At 67.9% G+C, this 26,640-nt stretch carries 22 protein-coding genes; 9 read left to right on the top strand and 13 right to left on the bottom strand.

The features are described from left to right. Nucleotides 1–221 precede the first annotated feature (221 nt). Both ACFWU2_RS10820 and nrdR read left to right on the top strand, forming a co-directional pair. The gene (locus tag ACFWU2_RS10820; protein WP_378605100.1) at nucleotides 222–545 is read left to right on the top strand and encodes a LysM peptidoglycan-binding domain-containing protein; all 324 of its coding nucleotides are present in this window, start codon (nucleotides 222–224) and stop codon (nucleotides 543–545) included. 197 nt (nucleotides 546–742) lie between these two features. Beyond that, nucleotides 743–1,213, top strand: a complete 471-nt coding sequence (gene nrdR / locus ACFWU2_RS10815; RefSeq protein WP_378605096.1) for a transcriptional regulator NrdR — start codon at nucleotides 743–745, stop codon at nucleotides 1,211–1,213. A 21-nt stretch (nucleotides 1,214–1,234) separates the two neighbouring features. Here the strand turns inward: nrdR and hrpA are convergent, their stop codons facing one another. Next, nucleotides 1,235–5,128 (bottom strand): ATP-dependent RNA helicase HrpA, encoded by a 3,894-nt coding sequence (gene hrpA / locus ACFWU2_RS10810; protein WP_378605093.1) that lies wholly within the window; start codon nucleotides 5,126–5,128, stop codon nucleotides 1,235–1,237. Nucleotides 5,129–5,265: 137 nt separating this feature from the next. On the opposite strand from hrpA, the gene ACFWU2_RS10805 reads away from it, so the two are divergent. Continuing rightward, nucleotides 5,266–6,528 (top strand): aspartate aminotransferase family protein, encoded by a 1,263-nt coding sequence (locus ACFWU2_RS10805; protein ID WP_378605090.1) that lies wholly within the window; start codon nucleotides 5,266–5,268, stop codon nucleotides 6,526–6,528. A 4-nt stretch (nucleotides 6,529–6,532) separates the two neighbouring features. Here ACFWU2_RS10805 and ACFWU2_RS10800 read toward each other — a convergent pair whose 3' ends face one another. Next, nucleotides 6,533–6,796, bottom strand: a complete 264-nt coding sequence (locus ACFWU2_RS10800) for a hypothetical protein (protein WP_169620655.1) — start codon at nucleotides 6,794–6,796, stop codon at nucleotides 6,533–6,535. Nucleotides 6,797–6,846: 50 nt separating this feature from the next. On the opposite strand from ACFWU2_RS10800, the gene ACFWU2_RS10795 reads away from it, so the two are divergent. Further along, a complete protein-coding gene (locus tag ACFWU2_RS10795) occupies nucleotides 6,847–7,569 on the top strand; it encodes a hypothetical protein (RefSeq protein WP_378605087.1) in 723 nt (240 codons plus the stop codon). A gap of 73 nt (nucleotides 7,570–7,642) precedes the next feature. Here the strand turns inward: ACFWU2_RS10795 and ACFWU2_RS10790 are convergent, their stop codons facing one another. Further along, a complete protein-coding gene (locus ACFWU2_RS10790) occupies nucleotides 7,643–8,176 on the bottom strand; it encodes a carboxymuconolactone decarboxylase family protein (RefSeq protein WP_378605084.1) in 534 nt (177 codons plus the stop codon). Continuing rightward, nucleotides 8,173–8,763: a peroxiredoxin gene (locus tag ACFWU2_RS10785; protein ID WP_169620658.1), complete on the bottom strand. Its 591-nt coding sequence runs from the start codon at nucleotides 8,761–8,763 to the stop codon at nucleotides 8,173–8,175. Before ACFWU2_RS10785 ends, ACFWU2_RS10790 begins: the two co-directional genes overlap by 4 nt. A gap of 174 nt (nucleotides 8,764–8,937) precedes the next feature. Here ACFWU2_RS10785 and ACFWU2_RS10780 point away from each other — a divergent pair, with 174 nt between their 5' ends. Further along, nucleotides 8,938–9,867: a hydrogen peroxide-inducible genes activator gene (locus tag ACFWU2_RS10780; protein WP_378605081.1), complete on the top strand. Its 930-nt coding sequence runs from the start codon at nucleotides 8,938–8,940 to the stop codon at nucleotides 9,865–9,867. Nucleotides 9,868–9,874: 7 nt separating this feature from the next. On the opposite strand, the gene ACFWU2_RS10775 is transcribed toward ACFWU2_RS10780, so the two are convergent. The 4 genes from ACFWU2_RS10775 to ACFWU2_RS10760 all read right to left on the bottom strand — a co-directional run bounded on the left by ACFWU2_RS10775 (nucleotide 9,875) and on the right by ACFWU2_RS10760 (nucleotide 15,447). After that, a complete protein-coding gene (locus ACFWU2_RS10775; RefSeq protein ID WP_378605078.1) occupies nucleotides 9,875–10,654 on the bottom strand; it encodes a LysR family substrate-binding domain-containing protein in 780 nt (259 codons plus the stop codon). A gap of 38 nt (nucleotides 10,655–10,692) precedes the next feature. Beyond that, nucleotides 10,693–13,197 carry a DEAD/DEAH box helicase gene (locus ACFWU2_RS10770; protein WP_378605075.1) on the bottom strand — a complete coding sequence of 835 codons (2,505 nt, stop codon included), beginning with the start codon at nucleotides 13,195–13,197 and terminating at the stop codon, nucleotides 10,693–10,695. Between the two features lie 76 nt (nucleotides 13,198–13,273). Continuing rightward, nucleotides 13,274–14,311 carry an alpha/beta fold hydrolase gene (locus tag ACFWU2_RS10765; RefSeq protein WP_378605072.1) on the bottom strand — a complete coding sequence of 346 codons (1,038 nt, stop codon included), beginning with the start codon at nucleotides 14,309–14,311 and terminating at the stop codon, nucleotides 13,274–13,276. Nucleotides 14,312–14,502: 191 nt separating this feature from the next. After that, nucleotides 14,503–15,447: a proteasome assembly chaperone family protein gene (locus ACFWU2_RS10760; RefSeq protein WP_378605069.1), complete on the bottom strand. Its 945-nt coding sequence runs from the start codon at nucleotides 15,445–15,447 to the stop codon at nucleotides 14,503–14,505. A 147-nt stretch (nucleotides 15,448–15,594) separates the two neighbouring features. On the opposite strand from ACFWU2_RS10760, the gene ACFWU2_RS10755 reads away from it, so the two are divergent. Both ACFWU2_RS10755 and ACFWU2_RS10750 read left to right on the top strand, forming a co-directional pair. Beyond that, nucleotides 15,595–16,401 carry a sensor domain-containing protein gene (locus tag ACFWU2_RS10755; protein ID WP_378605066.1) on the top strand — a complete coding sequence of 269 codons (807 nt, stop codon included), beginning with the start codon at nucleotides 15,595–15,597 and terminating at the stop codon, nucleotides 16,399–16,401. Between the two features lie 148 nt (nucleotides 16,402–16,549). Further along, a complete protein-coding gene (locus ACFWU2_RS10750; RefSeq protein ID WP_378605063.1) occupies nucleotides 16,550–17,677 on the top strand; it encodes a DUF4192 domain-containing protein in 1,128 nt (375 codons plus the stop codon). A 1-nt stretch (nucleotide 17,678) separates the two neighbouring features. Here the strand turns inward: ACFWU2_RS10750 and galE are convergent, their stop codons facing one another. Further along, nucleotides 17,679–18,677 carry a UDP-glucose 4-epimerase GalE gene (galE, locus tag ACFWU2_RS10745; protein ID WP_378605060.1) on the bottom strand — a complete coding sequence of 333 codons (999 nt, stop codon included), beginning with the start codon at nucleotides 18,675–18,677 and terminating at the stop codon, nucleotides 17,679–17,681. Nucleotides 18,678–18,729: 52 nt separating this feature from the next. After that, complete coding sequence (locus tag ACFWU2_RS10740) at nucleotides 18,730–19,416, bottom strand: iron dependent repressor, metal binding and dimerization domain protein (RefSeq protein WP_378605057.1); 687 nt, start codon at nucleotides 19,414–19,416, stop codon at nucleotides 18,730–18,732. A 104-nt stretch (nucleotides 19,417–19,520) separates the two neighbouring features. Here ACFWU2_RS10740 and ACFWU2_RS10735 point away from each other — a divergent pair, with 104 nt between their 5' ends. Both ACFWU2_RS10735 and ACFWU2_RS10730 read left to right on the top strand, forming a co-directional pair. Next, a complete protein-coding gene (locus ACFWU2_RS10735) occupies nucleotides 19,521–20,792 on the top strand; it encodes an acetoin utilization protein AcuC (protein WP_378605054.1) in 1,272 nt (423 codons plus the stop codon). Between the two features lie 55 nt (nucleotides 20,793–20,847). Next, nucleotides 20,848–23,532 carry a GNAT family N-acetyltransferase gene (locus ACFWU2_RS10730; RefSeq protein ID WP_378605221.1) on the top strand — a complete coding sequence of 895 codons (2,685 nt, stop codon included), beginning with the start codon at nucleotides 20,848–20,850 and terminating at the stop codon, nucleotides 23,530–23,532. 82 nt (nucleotides 23,533–23,614) lie between these two features. Here the strand turns inward: ACFWU2_RS10730 and ACFWU2_RS10725 are convergent, their stop codons facing one another. From ACFWU2_RS10725 to ACFWU2_RS10715, 3 genes are all read right to left on the bottom strand, one after another. After that, entirely contained in the window at nucleotides 23,615–24,577 is a 963-nt protein-coding gene (locus tag ACFWU2_RS10725; protein ID WP_169620668.1) for a sigma-70 family RNA polymerase sigma factor, read from the bottom strand. 172 nt (nucleotides 24,578–24,749) lie between these two features. Then, the gene (locus ACFWU2_RS10720; RefSeq protein WP_378605051.1) at nucleotides 24,750–26,228 is read right to left on the bottom strand and encodes a methyltransferase; all 1,479 of its coding nucleotides are present in this window, start codon (nucleotides 26,226–26,228) and stop codon (nucleotides 24,750–24,752) included. Between the two features lie 27 nt (nucleotides 26,229–26,255). Then, complete coding sequence (locus ACFWU2_RS10715) at nucleotides 26,256–26,615, bottom strand: DUF3099 domain-containing protein (RefSeq protein ID WP_378605048.1); 360 nt, start codon at nucleotides 26,613–26,615, stop codon at nucleotides 26,256–26,258. Between the last annotated feature and the right edge of the window lie 25 nt (nucleotides 26,616–26,640).

The raw sequence follows: 26,640 nt of genomic DNA, 5'->3' as shown, positions 1-26,640 counted from the left end.
GTGCAACAGCGGTTCGGCGGAATACGGCGCACGAGCGAGCGGCGGGCGCGGTGCCGCCGGCACATCCCCGTACGCGACAGCCGGCACGGCACGGAACGCGGCAGCCGTCACGGCTCGTGTCCCCCGCGACACCAGGAGGTGCCGGCTCGCGGGCGGGGGACATACGTGTCCGGGCAGCTCGTGCCCCGCAGGCGGATCCGCTCTTCCGCCGCAGCCGGATCGTGCCGGCGCGTGCCCCGCAACGAGCGGTATCCGACGGTGTCACGTGGCGGCAGATGATTGCCGTGGTGCTGTTCAGCGCGATCGCCACCGCCGCGCTGCTCACGGTCGCGCACGTTCGGACGAGCCAGGTGACGGCGGGCGCGGGGTCGGCAGTCGTGACAGAGGTGCGCGACGGTGAGACGCCTGCTGCGCTGGCTGTGCGGGTCGATCCGGATGCTCCGGTCGATGTCACCCTCGCGCGGATCGCGGAGATGAACGCCCTCGACGCGGGGGAACTGACCTCGCGCCATCGACTCCTGGTGCCCGCGCCGGACCGGGGGTGATTCCGGTGGCGACGCCGCCCGGCGACCCGCCTCACTCGGCCGAACCGGACATGCGGGTATTGTCGTGGACTGTCAGTCACACCACCCCGTGTGGTCGCGTCGGCATCGCTGCACCCGAGGGTGGCAGCGATTCCGCCAGGACGGCATCGGTTCCACGCCGGCGTCGCGGCCCTCACGGCAGCGACGAAGGAACCCACATGCACTGCCCGTATTGCCGCCATCCCGATTCTCGGGTGGTCGATTCGCGCGAGGCAGACGAGGGTGCCGCGATCCGTCGCCGGCGGGCATGCCCCGAATGCGGCCGCCGTTTCACCACCGTCGAGACCGCCGTGCTGTCGGTGGTCAAGCGCAGCGGGGTCACCGAACCCTTCAGCCGCGAAAAGGTCGTCCGAGGTGTCGCCCGCGCATGTCAGGGGCGCGACGTCGACAACGATGCGCTCAACAAACTGGCCCAGCAGGTCGAAGACACGATCCGTGCCAAAGGCTCACCCGAGGTGCCCAGTCACGAGGTCGGACTGGCGATCCTCGGCCCGTTGCGCGATCTCGACGAGGTCGCCTACCTGCGCTTCGCGTCGGTGTATCGGTCCTTCAGTTCGGCAGAGGATTTCGAGCGCGAGATCACGGAGCTTCGTCAGCACCAGACCCAGCGCGTCCCCGACGCCGACTGAGAGCGGGGTTCGCGCTTCCGCTCAGCGGACGGCGTCGATCGCCTTGATGACCCGCTTCTCGGACACCGGGATTCGGGTGCCCAGTCCCTGCGCGAACAGGCTCACGCGCAACTCTTCGATCATCCAGTAGATATCGACGACATCGGGCGCCGTTCGGCGTCCTTCGGGAAGCCGCGCCAGCAGCCGGTCGTACGCGGCGTACACGCGGTCCAGGACGTCCATGCCCTGCGCGTCGCGCTGGGAACCACCGGGCAGCGCATCGAGGCGCTGCACCGCTGCCGCCAGATAGCGGGGCAGTTCGGCGAGACGGCGCGAACCCAGGTCGGTCACGAATCCGGGGAAGACCAGTGAGGACAACTGTTCTCGTACGTCGTCCGCGGCCTCACCGCGGACCCGCTCGAGCGCGACGCTCACCTCGTGTGCGCCCGACAGGACCGGGACCACTGCGCGGAGCAGACGGGCGACTGCACCGGGAAGACGGCTACGAACCGTTTTTGCGAGTTCTTCGAACTCGGCCGGTGTGCGTACCGGTGTGCCGTGCGCAGCGATCATCTCGTCCACCGCACACGCCCGGCAGTCCTCGACCAGCGCGTCGAACGACCCGTCGGGGTTGCGGCCGAGGGCGAGACGTTCGGCGTTGGTGAGGCCGGAGGTGATGGCTTTCGATTTCGTCGGCGCGGTCGCGAGGAGCAACGTCCGCAGTCCGAGTCTGTTCGTGGCAGCCTGGGCCGATGCGGTGCTCAGGACGCGGACCGCCACGCCCGAACCCTCCGCCACGAGCGCCGGGTAACCCGTGACCTGCTGGCCCCCGACTTTGCGGGTGACGGTCGGCTCCAGCGTGCCGAGGGTCTCCGCAGTCCAGACAACTGCGGGCGCGCGTTCGGTGCCCGACGCGGCCCGAGACACCTCCGCATCGACCCGGGTGGACAATCGAGCCCGAAGTTCGGTCAGGCTCTTGCTGCGCGCCAGAACCGTGCCCTTCTCGTCCACCGCTGCGAACGTCATGCGCAGATGGTCGGGGAGAGCCGCAACGTCGAAGTCACCCGGTTCGATACGGCAGTTTCCGAGCCGGGAGCATTCACGCGCGACCGCATTGACGAGCGGTTCGGAACGAGGAGTCACCGAGGCGAGCACCGCGGCCGCATAGTCGGGTGCGGGAACAACCTGCCGACGAAGAGGTTTCGGCAGCGTTTTGATCAGTGCTGTGACGAGGTCCTGCCGCATCCCGGGTACGAGCCAGTCGAAGCCGACCGGGCGGACGTTTGCGAGCAGTGCGACCGGAATCCGTGCTGTCACACCGTCGTTCTCGGTGCCCGGCTCGAATTGGTAGGTGAGCGGGAACTGCATCTCCCCTTGACGCCAGGCGTCGGGGTAGTCCCCTTCGAGGACTGCGGCGGCATCCTGGTTGACGACGGTTTCAGGGGTGAACGTCAGCAGGTCGGGCTGGGAGTGCCGGGTCTTCCTCCACCACGTGTCGAAATGCCGGGCGGAGACGACGTCCGGACCGACTCGCTCGTCGTAGAACTCGAAGAGCGTGTCGTCGTCGACCACGATGTCGCGCCGGCGCGCGCGGTGCTCGAGTTCTTCGACGTCCTCGAGCAGTGCCCGGTTGGCGTGGAAGAACTTGTGGCGCGTTCGCCACTCACCCTGGACGAGTGCGTGGCGGATGAACAACTCGCGCGAGACCTCGGGATCGATCCGTCCATACTGCACGGGCCGTTGGGCGACGAGTGGGATGCCGTAGAGGGTGACGCGCTCGTACGCCATCGCGGACTCGTGCTTGATGGACCAGTGCGGCTCGGAGTACGTCCGCTTGATCAGATGCGGAGCGAGTTTTTCGACCCATTCCGGTTCGACGCGCGCGACCATCCGTGCCCACAGCCGCGACGTTTCCACCAGTTCTGCGGCCATCACCCATCGCGGGGGCTTCTTGAACAGGGACGAGCCGGGGAAGATCGCGAAGTGCGCACCGCGGGCGCCCAGGAAATCGCGCTTGTCGCCTTCGCGGAGACCGACGTGCGAGAGCAGACCGGCAAGGAGCGAACGGTGGATCGCCTCGTCGCTCACGGTCCGGTGATGTGTCTCCCAGCCGAGCGAGACGGTGATCTGGCGCAGTTGCCCTTGAAGATCCTGCCATTCACGGATGCGCAGCCAATGCAGGAACTCGTCGCGGCACATTCTCCGGAAACGGCTGGAGGACAGCTCTTTCCGTTGCTCTTTCAGGTAATCCCACAGGCGCAGGAAGGCAAGGAAATCCGAGCCCTCCACGGCGAAGCGGGCGTGCTTCTCGTCGGCCGCTTGCTGGAACTCCGACGGACGCTCCCGCACGTCCTGGATCGACAGCGCCGAGACGATGATGAGGATCTCGCGCAGACATCCGTTGCGATGGCCCTCGACGATCATCCGGGCCATGCGCGGATCCACCGGCAGCCGCGCGATTTCACGTCCTGTCGCGGTCAGCCGCGGCGATTCCCCGGTCTTGGCCGGTTCGAGCGCTCCGAGTTCTTCGAGCAGCGCGATACCGTCGCGGATCGCACGCGGATCGGGCGGCTCGACGAAGGGAAACGAACCGATGTCGCCGAGACCGAGTGCGGTCATCTGCAACACGACCGACGCCAGGTTCGTGCGGAGGATCTCCGGCTCGGTGAACTCCGGACGACTCTCGAAATCGTCTTCCGAGTAGAGCCGGATGCAGATTCCGTCGGCGACACGTCCGCATCGGCCCGCTCGCTGACGAGCCGATGCCTGGGAGATCTCCTCGATCGGGAGACGCTGCACCTTGGTGCGCACCGAATAGCGGGAGATGCGCGCCGTACCCGGATCGACGACGTAGCGGATACCCGGCACCGTCAGTGACGTCTCCGCGACGTTGGTCGACAGAACTACCCGGCGGCCGGTGTGGGAGGAGAACACGCGGTGCTGCTCGGCGGCGGAGAGCCTGCCGTAGAGCGGCAGGATCTCGGTGTTGCGGAGTTTGCGGTCGTGCAGCGCGTCCGCAGTATCCCGGATCTCGCGTTCGCCGGAGAGGAAGACCAGGATGTCGCCGTCACCGGCCGACTGGAGTTCCTCGACCGCCTCGCACACCGCGTCGACGGGATCGCGGTCGACGAGCTGGTCACCGACCTCCACGGTGAGCGGCCGGTAGCGCACCTCCACCGGATAGGTCCGCCCGGACACCTCGACGATCGGCGCCGGCGTTCCGTCCGCATCGGCGAAATGCCGGGCGAAACGTTCGGGATCGATGGTGGCCGAGGTGATGATCACCTTCAGGTCGGGCCGCCGCGGTAGCAACTGGCGGAGATACCCCAGCAGAAAATCGATGTTGAGACTACGTTCGTGCGCCTCGTCGATGATGAGGGTGTCGTACTGGCGCAGCATGCGGTCGCGCTGGATCTCGGCAAGCAGAATGCCGTCGGTCATCAGCTTGACCAGCGTCGACCCGGAGACCTCGTCGGTGAAGCGCACGGTGTAGCCGACGGTGTCGCCCACTTCCGAGCCGAGTTCCTCGGCGAGTCGCTCGGCCACCGCACGGGCTGCGATCCGGCGTGGCTGGGTGTGGCCGACGAGACCGCGTACCCCGCGACCGAGCTCGAGACAGATCTTGGGAATCTGGGTGGTTTTCCCCGATCCCGTCTCACCTGCGACCACCACGACCTGGTGGTCGCGGATCGCCGCGGCGATGTCGTCCTTGCGCTGGGAGACGGGCAGGTCCTCGGGATATGTGATCGCCGGGACCGCCGCGGCACGATCGGCGAGACGCCCGCGGGCACGCTCGATCTCGGCGGCGATGCCGGCGAGCGCGTCCTCGCCACGTGCGCGGTCGAGACGGCGGCGGAGGCGGTGTTCGTCGCGGAGCGACACGTCGGCGAGCGCCGACTTCAGGTCGCGGCGGTTCGGGGCAGGGGAGATGGACATGCTGAGTACACAGCCTAGCGAAACGCCCGGGCCCGGGGCTCGCGCAGGCCTGCGTCGAACCGGAAACCGGGGTCCGGGTCGAGGGATCACGGTGCCGGGCCGGGGCGTGTGCGCCGCGATCGCGGTCGCCGCATACGATGACCGGCGTCAATCTTGGTCGTGGACAGGAGCTGGTCGTGGGCGCGTTGTGGCACGGATTTGCCGATATGGGCGTGGTCGAACGTGACGGCGCATTCGTCGTGGCCCGCGGTGAGGGCGCCTACATCTGGGACGACGCGGGCACCCGCTACCTGGATGCGACGGCGGGATTGTGGTTCACCAACATCGGGCACGGGCGCACCGAGATCGCGACGGCCGTCGCGGACCAGCTCGGGAAGCTGGCCCACTACTCGAACTTCGGTGACCTGACCTCCGAGCCGACCGTCGAACTCGCCGAACTCCTCGCGACGATCGCCCCGGTTCCGGGCAGCAAGATCTTCTTCACCTCCGGCGGCTCCGATTCGGTGGACACCGCCGCGAAACTGGCGCGACGCTACTGGCAGGAGATGGGCAAACCCACGAAGACACTGCTCGTCGGACGCGAGAAGGCGTACCACGGCATGCACGTGGGCGGCACCTCTCTGGCAGGTATCCCGGTCAACGGCGACGGATACGGCCGGTTGTGGGACGACACCGCGAACGTGGCCTGGGACGACGCGAAGGCATTGCTCGCGCTGATCGAAAAGGTCGGTGCCGACACGATCGCGGCGTTCTTCTGCGAGCCGATCATCGGCGCGGGCGGGGTGTACCTGCCGCCGGACGGCTACCTCGCCGAGATCCGCGACATCTGCCGTGAGCACGACATCCTGTTCGTCGTCGACGAGGTCGTCACCGGCTTCGGCCGGATCGGCGGCTCCTGGTTCGCCTCCTCACGGTTCGATCTGCAGCCGGACATGGTCACGACCGCGAAGGGACTCACGTCCGGTTACCTTCCGATGGGTGCGGTGTTCATCGCGCCCCGGGTCGCCGAGCCCTTCTTCGCGGGCGGCGTGTGGTGGCGTCACGGCTATACGTACGGTGGCCACGCCGCCGCCGCTGCGGCCGCTCTGGCGAACCTCGACATCCTCGAGCGCGAGAATCTGCTCGCCGAGTCGGCGCGCCTCGAGAAGACCCTGCACGAGACATTGGCTCCGCTCGCCGACCATCCCCGCGTCGCCGAGGTCCGCAGTGGCCTGGGAGCCGTCGCGGCGGTGCAGCTCACCGACCCGGCGGAGGCGCCGGAATTCGTGAAACAGCTCCGTGCGCACGGAATCTCGGGACGGGCAGCAGGACAGGGCGCGTTGCAGATCTCGCCGTCGTTCGTCATGACCGACGAGCAGGTCCGCGACCTCGCGGACGGATTCGCCGCAGCGCTGGGCTGACCTCTCAGCCGCGATCCCGGATCCGCCGGAGCACACGGCGGATCCGGGCCGGTGCGCCGGCGGGGACCTGTGTGAGCGGGAGGTCGCCGCGGCCGTCCTGCTGGGCGACGGCCCGCGCATACCGCTCGTGCAGGCGCGAGCGCACCTCGTCCGGGGTGTAACTGCGGCGCTTGCGTTCCGCGCGCAGGGTCACCGCTCCGGTCGCGGCAACGCCCACGACTCCGGCCAAGCCGAGAAGCTTCCACCACTGTCTGCCGCGAAGTGCCATGCCCCCGACCCTAGCGGCGTGCGCACCCGAGGCGTGGAAGGCTGTCGGGTATGCCCACGATCCCGGCTCGTTCGCAGATCACCCTCGACGACGCGGTGTCCATCGCCCGCACCGGCGATCTCTGGATCTTCCGCGGCAGCAGCGGTGCGGATCGTGCGATCCAAGCCCTCACCAACGCCCCGGTCAATCACGTCGGGATGGCGGTCGTGCTCGACGACCTGCCCCCGTTGATGTGGCACGCGGAACTCGGGAAAAGCTTGCCCGACATGTGGACCGGCCGCCACCAGCGCGGCGTGCAGTTGCACGACCTGCGCAGTGCGGTGCAGGTGTGGAGCGCCCGCTACGGCCAGCGGGCGTGGCTTCGGCAGATCTCCGTGCCGGTCAGCACCGAGCAGGAGGACCAATTGCTCAGAACGGTTGCCCGGCTCGACGGCACTCCGTTCCCGTCCACCGCCAAGCTGACGGGCCGCTGGTTCGCCGGGCGGCTACCGCTGAGCCGGAAGACTGCACGAGACCGGGTGCCCGGGGGAGGCGGCCTCGAAAGTGCGTACTGCGCAGAGGTGGTGGCGGTGACGATGGAAGAAATGGGGTTGCTCGAGCAACGGCGGCGCGGCAGCAATTGGTACGACCCGGGCCGTTTCTGGAGTGGGGACCGGCTTCCTCTCGCACCCGGCGTGGACTTCGGCGGTGAGATCGAGGTTCTGCTCGACGACGAGGATCTCGCCACGGGGCGGACGCTCGGCGGCACCGCAAGCGCTACGCCTCCCGAATGATCGCCGCACCGGGGCCGACGCAAAAAAAGGACCCCTCCGAGGAGGGGTCCTTTTCAGCGAACTGAAGAGCGGATCAGGCGCCGGCGAGAAGCTCGGCGGTGGTGATCGCCTGGGCGACACCCTGGAGGGTTGCCGCGATCTTGACGGCCTCCCAGACCTGTTCCTTGGTGAGGCCCTCCTTGCGGACGACGTTGTCGTGCGCAGCAGTGCAATCGTGGCAGCCGTTGATCGTGGAGACCGCGAGCGACCACAGTTCGAAGTCGGACTTCTCGACGCCGGGGTTGCCGATGATGTTCATCCGCAGACCCATCCGCACCTGGGCGTAGTCGTCACCGAGGAAACCCTTGGCTCGGTAGGCGACGTTGTTCATGCCCATGATGGACGCGGCACCGAGGGCGGCGTTGTACGCCTCCGCGGACAGCACGTCGGCAGCTTCTTCGGAGATCTCCTTGAGCACGGTCGGCGACTTGGTCGCGGCCGCGGCGGCGAGGAACGTGCCCCACAGCTGCTGCTCGTTGAGTTCCGTCGAACGCGCAAGGGAGCCGATGTTGAGCTTGAGGTCCTTGGCGTACTCCGGCAGAGCGTTCTTCAGGTTCTCGACACTCACTGCAGCGCCGCCTTGACGAGCTCACCCGCATTGAGGGTCGGGTCGTTCTTCTTCCAGTTGCATGCGCACAGCTCGTCCGACTGCAGCGCGTCGAGGACACGGAGGACCTCGTCGACGTTGCGGCCCACGGAACCGGCGGTGACGGAGACGAACTGGATCTCGTTGTTCGGGTCCACGATGAACGTCGCGCGGTCGGCGACGCCGTCCTTGTTCAGAACACCGGTGGCCGAGACGAGCTCACGGTTGAGGTCCGACAGCATCGGGAAGGGGAGGGTCTTGAGATCCTCGTGCTGTGCGCGCCACTGGAAGTGGACGAACTCGTTGTCGACGGAAGCGCCGAGCACCTGTGCGTCACGATCGGCGAACTCGTCGTTCAGCTTGCCGAACGCGGCGATCTCCGTCGGGCAGACGAAGGTGAAGTCCTTGGGCCAGAAGAAGATGATCTTCCACTTACCGGCGTAGTCGTCGCTGGTGATCGTGGTGAAGTAGTCATCGGGCTGGGTGGCGTCGACCTGGGTCAGGTCTCCGCCGACGAGGGCCTTCAGGTTGAAAGCGGGGAACTGATCGCCAATGGTCAGCAGTGCCATTCTCGGTCCTCTCGATAAGTCGTGAACAAGCGAGTCGATCACGCGCTTCCGCGCCGGTCGGCGCGGAATCATGCGTTACCGGACGATCCTGTCGGACCGTTCTCCGGTATGAAAACCATCTTGCCGGAAACCTTTCAAAAGGTAAAGGTGATTGGTGGCACTAGACTGATAGGCGTGTCCGATCAGAGTTATCAACCCACCCTGTCGCAGCTGCGTGCCTTCGTGGCAGTCGCGAAGTATCGCCATTTCGGCACTGCGGCTGCGAGATTGAATGTGAGCCAACCCACTCTTTCTCAGGGGTTGGCGGCTCTCGAGAACGGTCTCGGGGTCCACTTGATCGAGCGCAGTACCCGTCGCGTGCTGGTGACTCCGGCGGGCGCGCGGCTGCTGCCGCAGGCGCAGGTGATCCTCGATGCGGCCGACGGTTTCGTCGCCGCGGCCGCCGGCGCTTCCGACGGATTGTCCGGCCCGCTCCGCCTGGGGTTCATACCCACGGTGGCTCCCTACGTGCTGCCGGATCTGCTTCCCGCGCTCGGGGTGACGATGCCCAACCTGGTGCTCCACGTCGTCGAGGACCAGACCGCGCGGCTGCTCGGAGCACTGCGGGCGGGAACGCTCGACGCTGCGGTGGTGGCGCTACCCTCCGACATCTCCGGCGTGGTCGAAATACCGTTGTATTCCGAGGACTTCGTGCTCGTCGTGCCCAAGGGGCACGAGCTGGCCGGTCGTACGGACGTGCCTGTCTCCGCTCTCGACAACGCTCCCTTGCTGCTGCTCGACGAGGGACACTGCCTGCGTGATCAGACACTCGACCTGTGCCGGTCCGTCGACGCCCGGCCGGTGGCCGGCGACACCCGCGCGACGTCCCTCGCGACCGTCGTGCGGTGCGTCGCGGGGGGACTGGGGATCACCCTCGTTCCCGCGTCGTCGGTCCCGGTCGAGACGGCGCGTGGAGATCTTGCGATGGCACACTTCGCATCTCCCGCACCGAGCCGCACCGTCGGGCTGGTCGTCCGGTCGTCCACCGCCCGCGCAGCCGACTACCGGGCGCTGGCCGACCTCATCAGGATGCAACTGCCCCCGCAGGTGCGTCCCATCGGCTGATCGCGCGTCAGCCGCGCCCCTTGCGGGGCCGGCCGGAACCCTTGGGCCGCGTGGCCTTGCCGCCTCGTGCCTTGGGCTTCTTGTCGCCGACGACGCGCCGCGGCTGGGAGCCTTGTCGTTCCCCGCGCCGAGGACCCTTGCGGTCCTTGGTGTTCTCCGCGGGGGTCTCCGAATCCTGTTGCCGTCCCCGGGAACTGTTGGCGGTACGGCCGCGGACGATACCGACGAACGTGTCGACGAGATCGGTGGTGTTCTCGGTCATCCACACGAGCCCGACCTGCGACGCGGGCGCATCGGTGACGGGCCGGTAGGTGAGGTCCTTGCGATGGTGCAGGCGGGCGAGCGACTGAGGGGTGACGAGCACGCCGACCTCGGAGGCCACGTGGGAGATCGCGGACTCCGTGTCGGCGGGTCGTTCGAACGCCTCTTCGCCAGGGAAGGTGGCCCAGTCCAGCACATCGTCGAGCGGATGCAGCACTGTCTCGTCCGCGAGATCGGCGACGGAGATGGAGTCGACCGCGGCGATCGCATGTTCCTTCGGCACGACCACCACGGAGGCCTCGGTGTAGAGGTTGATCACGGACAGTCCGTCCCGCTCGAGCGGCAGGCGCAACAGAGCGATGTCTGCGGTTCCGTCCCGAAGGGGGTCTGCGCCCGCCGTCGGTTCGACGGGGACGAGTTCGATCGGGACGTCCGGCATACGTTCGATCCACACCCGGACCCATTTGGTGGGGGTGACCCCGGGGACATAGGCCAGCCGGAACGCCTGCGCGGACTCTTCGTTCACCTGGTCAGGTTACCGGTAGGGCGCGTGCCCGAACCCGGTCAGCCCTCTGCCACCTCGAACTCGTCGAACACCACCTCGCCCGCCGCATCCGACTCCGCGAGGTTGACCTCGGCGAGCAGTGCCCATCCGTGGTCGCCCTGAGGATCGTGCAGCGTTTGGCGCACGCGCCACACTTCGGTGTCCATCTCCACCGAGAAGAGTTGGGGCCCACGAGCGTCGGGCCCGGTACCGATCTCGGAGTACTCCTCGAAGTACAACTCGAGGAGATCCTCCCAGTCCTCCGCATCCAGACCGTCCCCGAGCTGGGCGAGGTCGTACCAACGGCGGCGCGCCGCGAGTTCCACGCGCTTGAACATCGCATTGCGGACCATGACCTTGAAGGCACGCGTATTCGCGGACAGGGGCCGCGGAACATCGGCCCCGAACGCGACCTGCTGGTCATCCGATTCGACACCAGGGTTCGTCAGCGATTCCCATTCGTCGAGCAGGGACGAATCCACCTGCCGGATGAGCTCACCGAGCCACTCGATGATGTCCTCGAGTTCCTCGGTGCGCGCCACGTCCGGCACCGTCTGGCGCAGGGCGCGGTAGGCGTCGGCGAGGTACCGCAGCACGAGCCCTTCCGATCGCGCGAGACCGTAGTGGCTGACCAATTCCGAGAAGGTCATCGCGCGCTCGATCATGTCGCGCACCACCGATTTCGGGGACAACGGCGTCTCCGACACCCACGGGTGGCCCCCGCGATAGGTCTCGAACGCCGGATCGAGCAGCTCGGCGAGCGGCTTCGGCCAGGTGACCTCGTCCAGCAGCTCCATGCGCTCGTCGTACTCGATACCGTCGGCCTTCATCTGGGCCACGGCTTCCCCGCGCGCCGCGTGCTGCTGCGCCATGAGGACCTGCCGGGGATCGTCGAGCGTCGATTCGATCACCGAGACGACATCGAGGGCATAGCCCGGAGCGTCGATGTCGAGCAGTTCGATCGCGGCCAGCGCGAAGGGCGACAGCGGCTGATTCAGCGCGAAATCGCGCTGGAGATCCACCGTCAACCGGGCTCTGCGACCGTATTCGTCGGGCTCCTCGAGCTGCTGGACCACACCGGCCTGGAGCAGACCACGGTAGAGGGAGATCGCCTTGAGAATGTGCTTGCGCTGGGCGGGCCGGGGTTCGTGATTGTCCTCGAGCAGATGCCGCATGGCGTCGAAACAGTTGCCGGGACGCGCGATCACGTTGAGCAACATCGAGTTGCTCACGGCGAACCGCGACTGCATCGGTTCCGGCGACGCGACGATGAGCTTCTCGAACGTGCCCTCACCCCACGAGACGAAACCCTCCGGCGCCTTCTTCCGCTGCACCTTGCGGCGCTTCTTCGGGTCCTCGCCCGCTTTCGCAAGTGCCCGGACGTTTTCGATCTCGTGCTCGGGCGCCTGCACGACGACCGTGCCCATCGTGTCGTATCCGGCCCGTCCGGCGCGGCCGGCGATCTGGTGGAATTCACGTGCCTTGAGCTGCCGCGTGCGGGTGCCGTCGTACTTGGTCAGTCCGGTGAGCAGCACCGTGCGGATCGGAACGTTGATTCCGACACCCAGCGTGTCGGTGCCGCAGATGACCTTCAACAGACCGTCCTGCGCGAGCTTTTCGATCAATCTCCGGTACTTGGGCAGCATTCCCGCGTGGTGGACGCCGATGCCGTGCCGTACGAGCCGGGACAGGGTCTTGCCGAATCCCGTCGAGAACCGGAATTCCCCGAGTGCGGCCGCGATCGCCTCCTTCTCGGATTTCGTGCACATGTTGACGCTGGTCAGTGCTTGGGCACGCTCGAGCGCGGCGGCCTGGGTGAAATGGACGACGTACACCGGTGCCTGGTGAGTGGTGACCAGCTCTTCGATGGCTTCACCGATGGGGGCCTGCGAATACGAGAAGGTCAGGGGCACCGGTCGCTCGGTCCCGGAGACCTCGACGGTCGGTCGCCCGGTGCGACGGGTGAGGTCCTTCTGGAGGAACGACACGTCCCCGAGGGTCGCGGACATGAGCAGGAACTGCGCGTGGGGCAGTTCGATGAGGGGCACCTGCCAGGCCCATCCACGGTCGGGGTCGGAGTAGAAATGGAACTCGTCCATGACCACCTGGCCGATGTTCGAGTCGGGGCCTTCGCGCAGGGCGAGGTTGGCGACGATCTCCGCGGTCGCGCAGATGATCGGGGCCGTCGGGTTGACCGAGGCATCGCCGGTCATCATCCCGACCCGGTCGGCTCCGAAGACCTCGCACAATGCGAAGAACTTCTCGCTGACGAGCGCCTTGATCGGTGCGGTGTAGAACGTGCGCTTGCCGGTCGCGAGGGCGAAGAAATGGGCTCCGATCGCCACCATCGATTTGCCCGACCCCGTGGGCGTCGCGAGGATCACGTGGGAACCGCCCACGAGTTCCATCAGCGCTTCTTCCTGCGCCGGGTAGAGCGACAGTCCCCGATCCGTCGTCCAGGAGGTGAAGGCGTCGAAGAGGGTGTCGTCGTCGACGGGGTCGGGTATCAGATCGGGAAGCAGCACTGCTCCAGGCTAGTCGCCCGGCGGCGAGGGCCTTTCCACGCTGCCGTTCCGCAGAGGCAGCGGACGGCGAGACCCGCTACGTGGCGCTGCGCTCGTCGGACTCCATCACGTCGAGCACGGCCATGCGGGTGGCCGGGCCCCCGGTGATGCGCGATTCGCTCACACCGGAGACGAGGAGCCGCCGCCAGCTCTCCTCGTCGAACTGCAGGGGAGCGGTGTTGTCGAGGAAGTTCTCCACGACCCGGAGGAAACGCAGAGGATCGTCCCGGAACGGGAAGTGGCCGGCGCCGCGGAACACTTCGAGTCGGGAACCGGGCATCGCGGAATGCGCGAGGTAGGCGTGCCCCACCGGAATGACGCTGTCGCGGTCGCCCCAGATCAACTGCACCGGCAGATCCTCGGTGAGGTAGCTGCGGTCGAGCATCGTCACCACCTGGCCACGCCAGTCGACAACCGCCCGCAGTGTCCGCAGATAGGCCTGACATGCCGTCGGATCCGGAAGTTCACCGAGGATACGTACCAGGTCGGAGGCGTCGTGCAACAGCGCACCGGGTTTGAGCGGCGACTTGTTGAGCTGACCCAGCGCAGAACCGGCAAGCCTCATCGCGGGCATCGCACCCGGTACGCGCAGGAGCTTGAGTACTTCGCTGACGACGGGTAGCGACACCATGCGCAGGACGGGGTGGACATCTTTCGTGACACCGCCCGACGACACGAGCACGAGTCGTTCGACCCTGCCGGGGAACTGGTACGCGAACTGCATCGCGACTCCGCCGCCGAGGGAGTGGCCGACGACCGTGACCTTGTCGATCCCGAGCACCGACAGCAGGTCGCGCATGCCGTTGGCATACGCGGCGACGGAGTAGTCGGCGCGCGGCTTGTCCGACCGGCCGTGTCCGAGCAGGTCGGGGGCTATCACGGTGTACTTCTCGGCGAGGTGCGGAATCACGTCCGTCCACGTCGAAGAGTTGTCACCGATACCGTGGATGAGCAGCAGCGCAGGCCCGCTGCCGGCCATCCGGAACGCGCGGCGGTAGCCGTGGATCGTGCGGAAGACCATGCGCGGTTCCTTGTCGGGAACCGGGCGGAGCTTCCTCGGACGCGCTGTGGTCATCACCGTCTCCTACCGACGTGGGGAGGCACCTACGTGCGGCTGGTTTCTCGACCTGACGGTCATCGCCACCCGGAGTCACTCTTGCATGTCGCGAGAGCGTACCGAGCGTATGTGACGCGATGGGCGTCGATCGTAACGGTCATGAAACTTCCCACCGTGAACCCGCCGCGTCGTGACGCGCTCCGTTCCGCTCAGAGCGACTGATCGGTATCGTCGCCGCCGCGCTGGTCGTACTCCGCGAGGAAGCGTTCGAATTCCGCCCCGAGTTCCTCGCCGGTCGGCAGGTTTTCGTCGGTCGGCAGGGGAGAGGTCTGCTGTTCCTGCGCTGCCACGTAGCTGTCGTACTGCCGTTCGAGGGCCTGCACCACCGCCTGCACTTCCTCGTTGCCCTCGATGTGCTCGTCGATCTGCTCACGGACCCGTGCTGCGGCCTCGTCGAGGGCCTGCAGCGGAATGTCGAGATCGCCGATCTCCGCCACGTGGGTGAGAAGCGTCTCCGCGGCCGCCGGGTAGTCGGTCTGCGCCAGGTAGTGCGGCACGTGCACGGAGAATCCCACCGACTCGTGTCCGTGCTGCGCCATGCGGAGCTCGAGCAGGGACGATGCCCCCGCCGGAATCTGCAATTCACCGGACCAGCGGTGGTGGCCGGCGATGAGGTCCTTGTTGGTGGAGTGGGCGGTGACCGAGAGCGGCCTGGTGTGCGGTGTGGCCATCGGGATGGAGTTGAGGCCGATGGTGCGCCGCACGCCGAACTGCTCGGCGAGCAGGCGTACCGCCGTGATGAACCGCTCCCATTTGAGATCCGGTTCGCTGCCCGCGAGCAGCAGGAACGGAGTTCCCGCATTGTCGATCAAGGCGTACAGGTTCAGCTCGGGGGCCGCGTAGTCGGAGAAATGATCCGACTTGAAGGTCATCAGCGGTCGCCGGGAGCGGTAGTCGATGAGGTCGTCGACCGCGAACGACGCCACGAGTTCGGTCTCGAGCGTCTCCCTCAAATGCGTGGTGGCGAGCCGCACCGAGTGCCCGGCGTCCGCGAACCCTTCGAGGCCGTGAACGAGAACCGGACCCTGCCCGTCGGTGGTCATGAGTTGTGGAGCCGGGAACTCCAGCTCGTACATCCGGGACTGCTCGTCCATTGGGGAACCACTCCGATCACACTGCGCCGTCGTAGCCTTCCCGCCGGTGCAGCACCGGCGTGGCATGGTGGTGTCCGAGTCTAATTGAAGCGGCGGTGGCGAATTCCCGGGTCCGTCCCCGCTGGACTGTGGACGACGGAGGTTCAGGTGGCGAAGCGCGACGCTCCACGGTGCGGGACCGCCGACGACCCTCGCCCGCCCCACCCGACCGCGCGCCTCACGACCGCAGCAGCGATACTCCTCACCGGCACATCGGTCCTGATCGCAGCATGCACGACCAGCATTTCCGGTGTCGCACGCCCCGAGGCCACGCCGCACACCGGCAGCCCGCCGGCGACCGCGGCGCCGCCACCCGGTGCCACTCCCGGAAGTGACCGCACACCGGCCGAACTACTCTTGCCCGTCGACCGCTTCCCCGAGCCGTACAGTGCCGTGGTTCTGCCCCCGCAGGCCGTGGCGCAGGCGGCACCGGACCTCACCGGGATCCCACCGGGTGCCCGCGTGAACCCCGGCGGCTGTCTGCCGCCGCCGCAGGACTACGGAACGGGAGGTACGGCGATGGCCGTCGGCACCGACACCGCGGGCCGCGCCACGCTCAGCGTCGAAGTGACGACCTCGGCGGAGCCACTCGCGGACTACCGAGGTCACCTGGCCGAGTGCGCGCGGGTCGAGGCCACCCACCGGGGCGTCACCGCGACCGTCACCACGGTGCTCGAACCCGACCCGCCGGTGCTCGTCCCGGGTTCCGAGACGCTGGCGTTGTCCCGGACGGTCACGTCCGGGGAAGGCCCGGACGCTCTCGCTCAGTCGATACTCACGCATACTGCCCAACTCGGGGACGTGCGCGTGCTGGTGACGTACATGTCGTTCGAGTCGGGCCCCGCGGACGCCGAGAACGTCGATCGGGTCTACGCGGACGCGGTGCGGTACGCGCTCGAAGGCCGGCCACGGTAGACGCGGGTACCCACGCGGGAACCACGTGCCTCCGCGGCCGTGCCGGCACGCCGCGCAGTTGTCCACAGAGCGCGCGTCGATCCCCAGAGCGCACCGATCGAGCCCCGGAGGCACCGGACCTGTCATCGGGCCGGGAGACCGTTCGGGCATGACCACACCCACCTCGTCCCCACGCCCGCTCCGCCTCACCGATATCGGAGACCTGATCGCAGCGGTGCCCGCGCTGCTCGGGTTCCGTCCCGCGCGCTCCCTCGTCGTTCTCAGCCTCTCGCCCGTGACAACGCGGCCGGGTGAGACCGGGGCCGCCACGATCGGAGCGGTGATGCGGCACGACCTGTTACTCGACGGACCCCGGGACGGGACGCAGGACCCGATGCGCGACGCGTTCCGCCGGTTCCGTGCCGTGTGCGCGCGTGAGGAAGCGGAGTCCGTGATCGCGATCCTCGTCGACGACAGGCTCGAGGACCCTCACGGACCGGCCGCCGGCCGTGCTCACACCCTCGTCGAGGAGTTCGCCGCCTACCTCGCGACCGCCGACATCGTGCTCGGCGGTGCGCTCGCGGTCCCCGCCATCGATGCCGGCGCCAGATGGTTCGTTCCCGGTCGCGACGACTCCGGGACGGTGCCCGACCCCGACGCCTCCGTCGTGGCGGCCGCCCGCGTGTTCGACGGCAACCCGATCCGGCGAACCCGCAGCGAACTCACCGCCCTCCTCGAGCCCTACCCGGCGAGTTTCCGCGCCGACGTCGCGAGCAGGCTCGACGCGGCCGTCCACGCCCGCGATCTCGCGTACGAGCGTGCCGAACGGAGCGGAGGATCCGTCGCCGCCGACCGGGCAGAACTCGAGACCCTCCTGGCTCTGGTCGTCCCGGGCCGCGACGAGGAGCATCTGCTGCCGGGGGAGTGCGCCGAACTGGCCGTGATTCTTGCGAACCGGACCGTGCGGGACGCCGCGCTGGCCCTCGCGACAGGACCGTGGGCGGGCGCCGCCGAACGGCTCTGGGTGGATCTGGTGCGTGCCCTGCCCGACCCCGAACGCGCCGATGCGGCCGCACTGGTCGCGTTCGGAGCGTATGTGCGCGGCGACGGGCCGTTCGCCGGCGTCGCTCTCGGGGTCGCGCTGGAATCCGACCCGCGACACCGGCTTTCCGATCTTCTCGATCAGGCGTTGCAGGCAGGGTTGCGTCCCGACGCGATCAGGAGTCTCGCGGCGACCGGATACGAGATCGCCGCGAGACTGGGCGTCGCACTACCGCAGGACGGACCTGCCCGGTGACTCAGCCGCGGCGCGCGGCGTGCGAGCGCCCACCGAGGCTCTTGGTGAATTCCCAGGCATCCGAGACGATTTCGTCGATATCGGTGTGTTTCGGAGCCCATCCGAGTTCGTTCATGGCCCGGGCGCTCGACGCGATCAGCACCGCGGGATCGCCGGCCCGGCGGGGGGCGTCGACCGCCGCGATCGGCTGTCCCGTGACGCGTTCGCACGCAGCGATCACTTCTCGGACACTGAAACCTTCACCGCTGCCGAGGTTGTAGATGCGGTGGCGACCCGGCTCCGACCGCGTGAGCGCCAGGACATGCGCGTCGGCGAGATCCTTGACGTGGATGTAGTCGCGCACCGCGGTCCCGTCCTTGGTGGGCCAGTCGGTTCCGAACACGGAGATGTGGTCTCGCTGCCCGAGCGCCACCTGCAACACCAGGGGGATCAGGTGGGTCTCCACCGCCCGGTTCTCACCGACACCGCCGTACGCCCCGGCTACGTTGAAGTACCGCAGGCTCGTCGCCGCCAGGCCGTGCGCGTGGGAATACGACGAAATCGCATGATCGATTGCGAGCTTGGAAGCGCCGTACGGGTTGGTGGGTCTCGTCGGTGCGTCCTCGACGATCGGTACCTCGTCGGGTTCACCGTAGGTCGCCGCTGTCGACGAGAACACCAGACGGGGAGTGCGCGATCGCCGGATCGCTTCGAGCAACGTCAACGTCGTGACGACGTTGCCCTGCCAATACTTTTCCGGGTGCTCGACGGATTCACCGACGAGCGACTGCGCCCCGAAGTGCAGCACGCCGTCGAATCGGGGGCCGTCGTCGCCCGAGCCGAGGACCTCGGTCGCGACGGACGCGATGTCGCCTTCGACGAACTCGGCACCGGCGGGGACCGCGTCGGCGTTGCCTGTGGACAGGTCGTCGACCACCACCACCTCGTGGCCTTGTTCGAGCAGCACTGTGCTGCACACGCTGCCCACATACCCGGCACCGCCGGTCACCAGAAGTCTCACGCTGTGGATCCCCTCTTCACAGGCCCGCAGCGGGCCTGTGAAGAGGTTTGCATCAAACCTGTTTCACCTGCACGGCGTGGGCCATCTCGTCGGAAAGCTCGAAGCTGTGGTGCCCGGCCACGGTGATGGTCACCGAGCCCGGGCGCGTCTCGACTGTAACGCGCGCGTCCGGGACGACTCCGGCCTCACGCAGGCGCGCGATGACCTCGGGGTCGGACTGCACGTATTCGGCGAGCCGACGTACCACGACCGCGGTCGGTTTTCCGGCGGGAATCTCCGTCAACCGCACCAGCTTCTCGTCGGGAGCAGCATCCTTGTCCAAGCCCAGCTGTGCCAGGCCCGGGATCGGGTTTCCGTACGGGGACGTCGTCGGGTTGTTGAGCACCTCGACCAGTCGCCGCTCGACCTCCTCGCTCATCACGTGCTCCCACCGGCACGCCTCGGCATGCACGTTCTCCCAGTCGAGGCCGATCACGTCGACGAGGAGTCGCTCCGCGAGACGGTGCTTGCGCATGACCGACACCGCGAGGTCGCGGCCTTTCTCGGTCAGTTGCAGATGGCGGTCGCCGGCGACGCGCAACAGGCCGTCCCGCTCCATACGGGCGACCGTCTGGCTGACGGTGGGTCCACTCTGCTCGAGGCGTTCGGCGATGCGCGCACGCAACGGCACGACGCCTTCCTCTTCCAGATCGTAGATCGTCCGGAGATACATCTCCGTGGTATCGACCAGGTCCTTCACTCTCACACCCCTTCGTCTGCGCCGATTCTAACCGTGCGAATAGGGCGGTGGGGGCGCCCTCGGCTGCTCGCGCGTCCCTTCCCGGACCAGTAGCGTCTGTGTTCATGACCACTAGCTCCACCGCAGAGGGCGGTACGACACAATTGGGCGGCGATCGAGTGGTGGTGTGGAGCCCCGAATACCTCGACTACCGGTGGGGCCCGACGCACCCGATGAACCCCACGCGGCTCGATCTCACCATGGCGCTGTCGAAAAGTATCGGTCTGCTCGAGGGTGTCGAGACAGTCCATCCTTCTCCCGCAGACGATGTGGACCTGCTGCGTATCCACACCCCGGCCTACCTCGATGCCGTCAAACGGGCCGGCGCGGTCGCACCCGGTACCGCTGCCGTCGCCGACGCCCCGCACGGCCTGGGTACCGAGGACAATCCGATCTTCCCCCGCATGCACGAGGCGAGTGCCACCCTCGCCGGCGGCACACTGGCCGCCGCCCGGGAGATCGCCTCCGGCCGGACCCGGCGCGCGGTGAGCATCGGTGGGGGTATGCACCATGCGATGGCCGACTGGGCAGCCGGGTTCTGCGTCTACAATGACGCCGCGATCGCGATCTCCTGGCTTCTCGACAACGGCTACGACCGCATCGCCTACGTGGACGTCGACGCGCATCACGGTGACGGAGTCCAGCACGCCTTTCTCGGCGACCCACGGGTGCTCACGATCTCTCTCCACCAGCACCCCGCGACACTGTGGCCCAATACCGGCTGGTCGAGTGAGGTTGGCGCGGGTGACGCCGAGGGCACCTCGATCAACATGCCCGTTCTGCCCGGCACCGTCGATTCCTTGTGGCTGAGGGCTTTTCACGCCGTGGTCCCCGGCGCGCTCGCTGCGTTCCGCCCGCAGATCCTCATCAGCCAGTGCGGCGCCGACAGTCACCGCGAGGACCCTCTCGCAGATCTCGCGCTGACCATCGACGGCCAGCGGGCCTCCTATCTTGCGATGCGTGATCTCGCGGACCGCCACTGCGAGGGCCGCTGGCTGGCTGTCGGCGGGGGCGGTTACGGGTTGGTTCGCGTCGTGCCGCGGGCATGGACCCACCTCATCGCGGCGGCGCTCGACCGCGAGATCGACCTCACCACCGCCGTCCCGGAAGACTGGCGCGAACGGGTCGGCGCCCTCGCGCCCGGAGTGGATCTGCCGACCGTCATGGGGGAGGACTCGGACGTGTCCTATCTTCCCTGGGACGGCCCGGGAGGCACCCCGGAAACCGGGGTGGCGTCTCTCGATCGGGCGCTCACCCGAATCGACTCGGCGATCATCGCCACACGCCGATCGGCGTTCCCACTGCTCGGCCTGGATCCGGAGGACCCGCGTGACTGAATCCCAGCAAGTACCGGCGGACCCGGGCCTCGGGCCCGGGAAAAGCGAGGCGGAGATCGCTGCCGATGCGGCACGCGAGCGCGCGCTCAGCGTCGCCCGGGACTATCCCCGACACTGGGTTGCCGATGTCCTGGCCTCCGACGGCGGTGTCGTGCATCTGCGGCCCATCGTCCCCGAGGACGCCGACCGCATCGTGGAGTTCCACAGCAAATTGTCGGAACGGACCCGGTACCTGCGGTACTTCGGGCCGTATCCCACGATTTCGAAGAAGGACCTGTTTCGGTTCACCGTCGTCGATCACCACACCCGTGTCGCGTTCGTGGCGCTGCTCGGCGACGAGATCATCGCGGTCGGGCGGTACGAAGGACTCCCGGACGAGGGCGACGGGTTGTCCGCCGAGGTGGCGTTCACCGTCGCCGACGCGCATCAGGGACGTGGTCTGGGGCCGATCCTGCTCGAGCATCTCGCGGGTGCGGCAGCCGAGAACGGACTGCATACCTTCGTCGCGGAGGTTCTCGCCGAGAACCGGCACATGATCACGGTGTTCCGGGAAGCGGGATACCAGGTCAGCCGTAGTTTCGAGGGTGGGGTGGTGCGACTCGAATTCGCCATCGACCCCACCGAAGCGCTCGTCTCGGTGCGGAACGCTCGCGAACGCGCCGCCGAGGCGCGCAGCGTCCGCAACATCCTGGGCCCCGGCAGCGTCGCGGTGATCGGTGCGTCCACCGACAGCCGCAAGGTCGGTAATGCGGTGCTCGTGAACATGCTGCGCAGCGGGTTCACCGGACCGGTGTACCCCGTCAACGCGGAACACCGGTCGGTGCGGGGGGTGCGCGCCTATCCCACGGTCCGCGACATCCCGGACGAGGTGGACCTCGCGATCGCCGCGGTGCCCGCCGAGTCCATCGACGCGGTACTCGACGACTGTCTCGCCAAGGGCGTCAAGGCGCTGCTCGTCGTCTCGTCCGGATTCGGCGAAACCGGGCCGGAGGGCCGCGATGCGGAACGGCGACTCGCGCTCGCCGCCCGCTCCCACGGCATGCGGCTGATCGGCCCGAACGCGCTCGGCGTGGCCAACAACGATCCGTCGATCCTGCTCAACGCAACCCTGGCACCGGTGCTTCCGGCGCCCGGCAACGTCGGATTCTTCTGCCAATCGGGCGCCCTGGGTATCGCCATCCTCGACGAGGCCGCGAAGACCGGAGTGGGGCTGTCGTCGTTCGTCTCCGCCGGCAACCGCGCCGACCTGTCCGGCAACGACCTGCTGCAGTACTGGGACACCGACCCGGCGACCGAGGTCGTGCTGCTGTATCTCGAGAGCTTCGGCAACCCGCGCAAATTCTCGCGGATCGCCCGGCGGGTGGCGCGCAGCAAGCCGATCGTGGCGGTCAAGAGCGGACGCCATGCCGTACCCCCCGCCCTCGCGGCACGTACCGGCGAGATGGACGACACCATGGTGCGCAGTCTGTTCGAACAGGCCGGCGTCGTGCAGGTGGAATCCATTGCGCAACTGTTCGACTCGGCTCTCCTCTTCGGGTATCAGCCGCTTCCTGCCGGGCCGCGGGTCGCCGTGATCGGCAACTCCACCGCTCTCGGCGTGCTCGCGGTCGACGCCGCACGCGGAGAAGGACTGGTGGCGCCGGAGTCGGTGGACCTCGGGCCGCAGGCGAGCCCGGACGAGTTCGCCGAGGCCGTGGCACATGCACTGGATTCGGCGAGCATCGATGCGGTGATCGCGGTGTTCGTGCCGCCGGTCGCGGTGGACGTGCAACCGTTCGCGCAGGCACTGCGCGATGCGGTCTCCGGATCCGACAAGCCCGTGGTGACGACCTTCCTCGCCACCGAAGGCATCCCCGACGTTCTCGCCGTGCGGGATTCCGCCGGCAACCCCACCCGCGGGTCGGTGCCGTCGTACCCGGGGCCGGAGCGTGCGGCCAAGGCGCTCGCGCGGGCATGGCGTTATGCGAAGTGGCGCAGCCGGCCGCCGTCGCAGGTCGTGCGTCCGGCGGGGATCGATCCCGAACGGGCCCGCGCGCTCGTCCAGGGGTGGCTCGAGGCCGCTCCCGAGGGCCGGTACCTGTCCGACACGGAGGCGGCCCTGCTGCTGGCGTGTTACGGCGTGCAGGTCGCGGATTTCCGGGCGGTGACCACCGAGTCCGAAGCGGTCGCGGCGGCGAAGGAGATCGGTTTTCCGGTCGCGGTGAAAGCCACCGGGGCGCAATGGCGCCATCGTCCCGACCTGAGCGGGGTACGACTCGATCTCGTCGACGCGGAATCCGTGCGGATCGCGTACCGCGACCTTGCGGCGATGTCGGGCGAGCCGCTGCTGCACGTGCAGAAGATGGCGGTCAAAGGCATCGGATGTGCGATCCGCGTGCAGGACGATCCGTCGTTCGGCGCGCTCATCTCGTTCGGCCTCGCCGGAGTCATCTCCGATCTTCTCGGCGACCGGGCGTACCGGGTGCTGCCTCTCACCGAGGACGAAGCGACCGAACTGATCGACGCACCGAAGGCCGCACCGCTGCTCTCCGGCTACCGCAACGCGGCCCCGGTGAACAAGGCGGCGCTGGTGGACTTCGTACAGCGGATCTCGGCTCTCGCCGACGATCTGCCCGAGGTGCGCGATCTCGTCTGTGAGCCGCTGCTCGCATCCCCGGGGGGTGTGGAACTGACCGACGCCCATGTGCGGGTCGGGCCGGAACCGCACCCGCTCGATCTGGGGCCCCGGCGCCTGCGCTGAACACCGGGGCACGCCCCACAGACAAGACGATCCCCGAGGACCCAGCCCGGTCCTCGGGGATCTTTACCGCTGACGCGCCCGGTCAGCTGGCATATGCGCGAAGGCGATCTGCGCGTTCGCCCTCGCGAAGCTTGCTCATCACTTCGCGTTCGATCTGCCGGACCCGCTCGCGCGACAACCCGAACAGCTTGCCGATCTGATCGAGGGTGCGGGGCTGTCCGTCGTCGAGGCCGTACCGCAGGCGGATGACCTGCTGCTCGCGCTCGTCGAGCGTGCCCAGCACGGTCCGGACGTCGCTGTGCAGCAGTCCCGCGATGACGGCGTTCTCGGCGGACGTGGCTTCGGCGTCTTCGATGAAGTCACCGAGCGGCGCCTCCTCGTCGTTGCCGACCGGCATGTCGAGGCTCACCGGGTCGCGGCTGTGATCGAGCAGATCGGCGATCTTCTCGACCGCGATGCCCGACTCGCTCGACAGTTCCGCATCGGTAGCTTCCCGGCCGAGTTGCTGGTGCAACTCACGCTTGATCCGGGCGAGCTTGTTGACCTGCTCGACGAGGTGGACGGGCAGGCGGATCGTGCGGCTCTGATCGGCCATACCGCGGGTGATGGCCTGCCGGATCCACCACGTGGCATAGGTCGAGAACTTGAAGCCCTTCGCGTAGTCGAACTTCTCCATCGCGCGGATCAGGCCGAGGTTGCCTTCCTGGATCAGATCCAGCAGGGGCATCCCACGTCCGGTGTACCGCTTCGCGAGCGAAACCACGAGACGCAGATTCGCCTCGAGCAGATGACTGCGGGCGGCCTGACCTTCGCGAACGACGATCGACAGGTCGCGCTTCTTCGCAGCAGTGAGCCGCTTCTTGGTCTCGAGCACGTGCTTGGCATACAGACCGGCCTCGATCCGCTTGGCCAGCTCCACCTCATCGGCTGCCGTCAGCAGAGCTGTCTTACCGATCCCGTTCAGATACACGCGGACGAGATCAGCGGCGGGGCTCTGGCTGTCGATGTCCGAATCGACGCGAGCGGTTGTTGCGGGGCGTGCCATGACGTGCCTCCTCATCGGTGGTGTCTTACAAGCTTCAACGCTCGGAAGCCCACCGATAGTTCCCGTGAGACTGTGAGCACCACCGCACTGACCTGCGGAAACCCGCCGCCCGTCCTGAGAAGTTGCTGAGAGATCGCCCAGGCGGAACCCGCCACCGCCGCAGACGCGGGAATCAGGCCGGTTCGACGAGTCCGTGCCGGATCAGACCCTGAAGGAGTGAGACGGCCTGCGCCGTCAGCGCGTCCTCGTCTTCCCCGTGTGCGGCGGCAAGCAACGTCACCAGGTCCTCCAACGGCAATCCGTCGGCCCGGAACCCCGCGAGCAGTGCAGCGGCGAGGTCGTCGATCTCGTGTTGCCACCCGGGTCCGTTGCCGCGGTGCACGCGGACGACGGCTTCTTTCCAGCCCTCCGCGCCGGGGAGATAGACCCGCTCGAGAGCGGTGTCGGGCCGCAGAGTGAACCGCGCGCCGAGCACATCGTGGTTCCGGAGCCACTCCACACGCCGGAAGTAGTCGATCGCCTCGTCCCCGAGGGAATCGGTGGACCCGTGCCGCAGATCTTCGGCGAGCACGTCCGACGGGCTGTCGGTCCGTCTCAGATAGACGAATCCGAACCCGACGCCCTCGACGCCGTTGCGTTCGAAATGGTCGAGCCACTGCTCGGCGAGGGCTGCACCGTCGGGGTCGCGCTCGTCCGCGTCGCCGTCGCGCAGCCATGTACCCACGTAGAGCGCTGGGTCCGCCACGTCTCGCTGGACGACCCAGGCGTCGACGCCGTGCGCAGGGAGCCAGGAGGCGACGCGGGCCCGCCAGTCCTCACCCTCGACGTGCACCCACGACGCGAGCATCGCAGCGGTCCCACCGGGGTTCAGATACCGGACCGCCTGCGAGACCATCAGCTTGCTGGCGCCGTCGAGATCCATTCCGGAGTCCCGGTAACTGTGCTCGACGTCGCCGGTGCTCACCACGAACGGCGGGTTCGCGACGATCCGGTCGAATGTCCTGCCCGCGACGGGGTCGAACCACGATCCCTCGAGCAGTTCCAGGTCGATGTCGTTGAGCGCCGCGCCGGCGGCGGTGAGGGTGAGGCACCGCGGCGTGATGTCGGTTGCGGTCACCGTGTCCGCGTACTCGGCGGCACGGATCGCCTGGACGCCACATCCGGTGCCCAGATCGAGCACCGAACCGACCCGGTCGGTAGGGGTGGCGTGGAGCAGCGACAGGGAGGCCTGCCCGACACCGAGGACGTGGTCGGGGCGGGTGACGGTGGGTCGGAGAGAGCCGTCGAGGTCCGAGAGCAGCCACCGCGTGCCGGTCCCGGCATCGAACGGTCGGAGGTCGAGTGCGGCGCGCACGCCGTCACCGTCGCGTTCGAGAAGTCCGGCCCGGATCGCGTCGGCCGGGGACAGGGGCGCGAGGGCGCGTGCCGCGTCGTCCTCGGGGCAGGTGTCCTGCAACAGGAACAGACGCACGAGCAGCCCCAGATCGCCCGCCCCGCGGGCCGCGCGGCGCGCCGGTACCGGCTCCCCGCGACCGTATGCGGCGTGCGCCTCGGGTCCGAGCAGTTCCCGCACGGCGTCGAGGTCGTAGCGGGATCGGCTCAGCGCCGTGCGCAGGGCAGGGCAGATCGACAGAAGCAGGTCGCGGTCCACCCCGGCATTCTCGCAGGGCGTCGTGCGTCAGCCGTCGATGACCCGGCGGTCCGGTGCCTCGACGGCGGGGTTCGCGTCGAAACGACCGTCCCAGCGGCTCGGCTCGTTCTTGCTGCGCGGCGGCCGATCGTTGGCGATCAGCACGGCGACCCAGGGGAGCGGGATCGACAGGCCGATGATGGCCATCGATATCCAGGGATTTTCGAAGACGCCGTACGCGATCGCCGCCAGGATGAGCGCGGGGATACGGAACGACATCAACGTGAGGTATTTGCGGACCCGCGCTCGGTGCTGGTCCTCGAGAGACGCCGACGCCTCCGTGATCAGAACCGGGTTATCGGGCGATCCGTGGTCGGGAGATCCACCGAAACCTGAAGTTCTTGCCATAGCCTCCACCTTCCCACGACAGGTC

Origin of the sequence: Rhodococcus sp. NPDC058639, from assembly GCF_042717545.1 — a bacterium.
In the GTDB taxonomy this organism is placed as follows: domain Bacteria; phylum Actinomycetota; class Actinomycetes; order Mycobacteriales; family Mycobacteriaceae; genus Rhodococcus.
The sequence above is the reverse complement of the archived record's forward strand: the minus strand, read 5'-3'. Positions and strand labels throughout refer to the sequence as shown.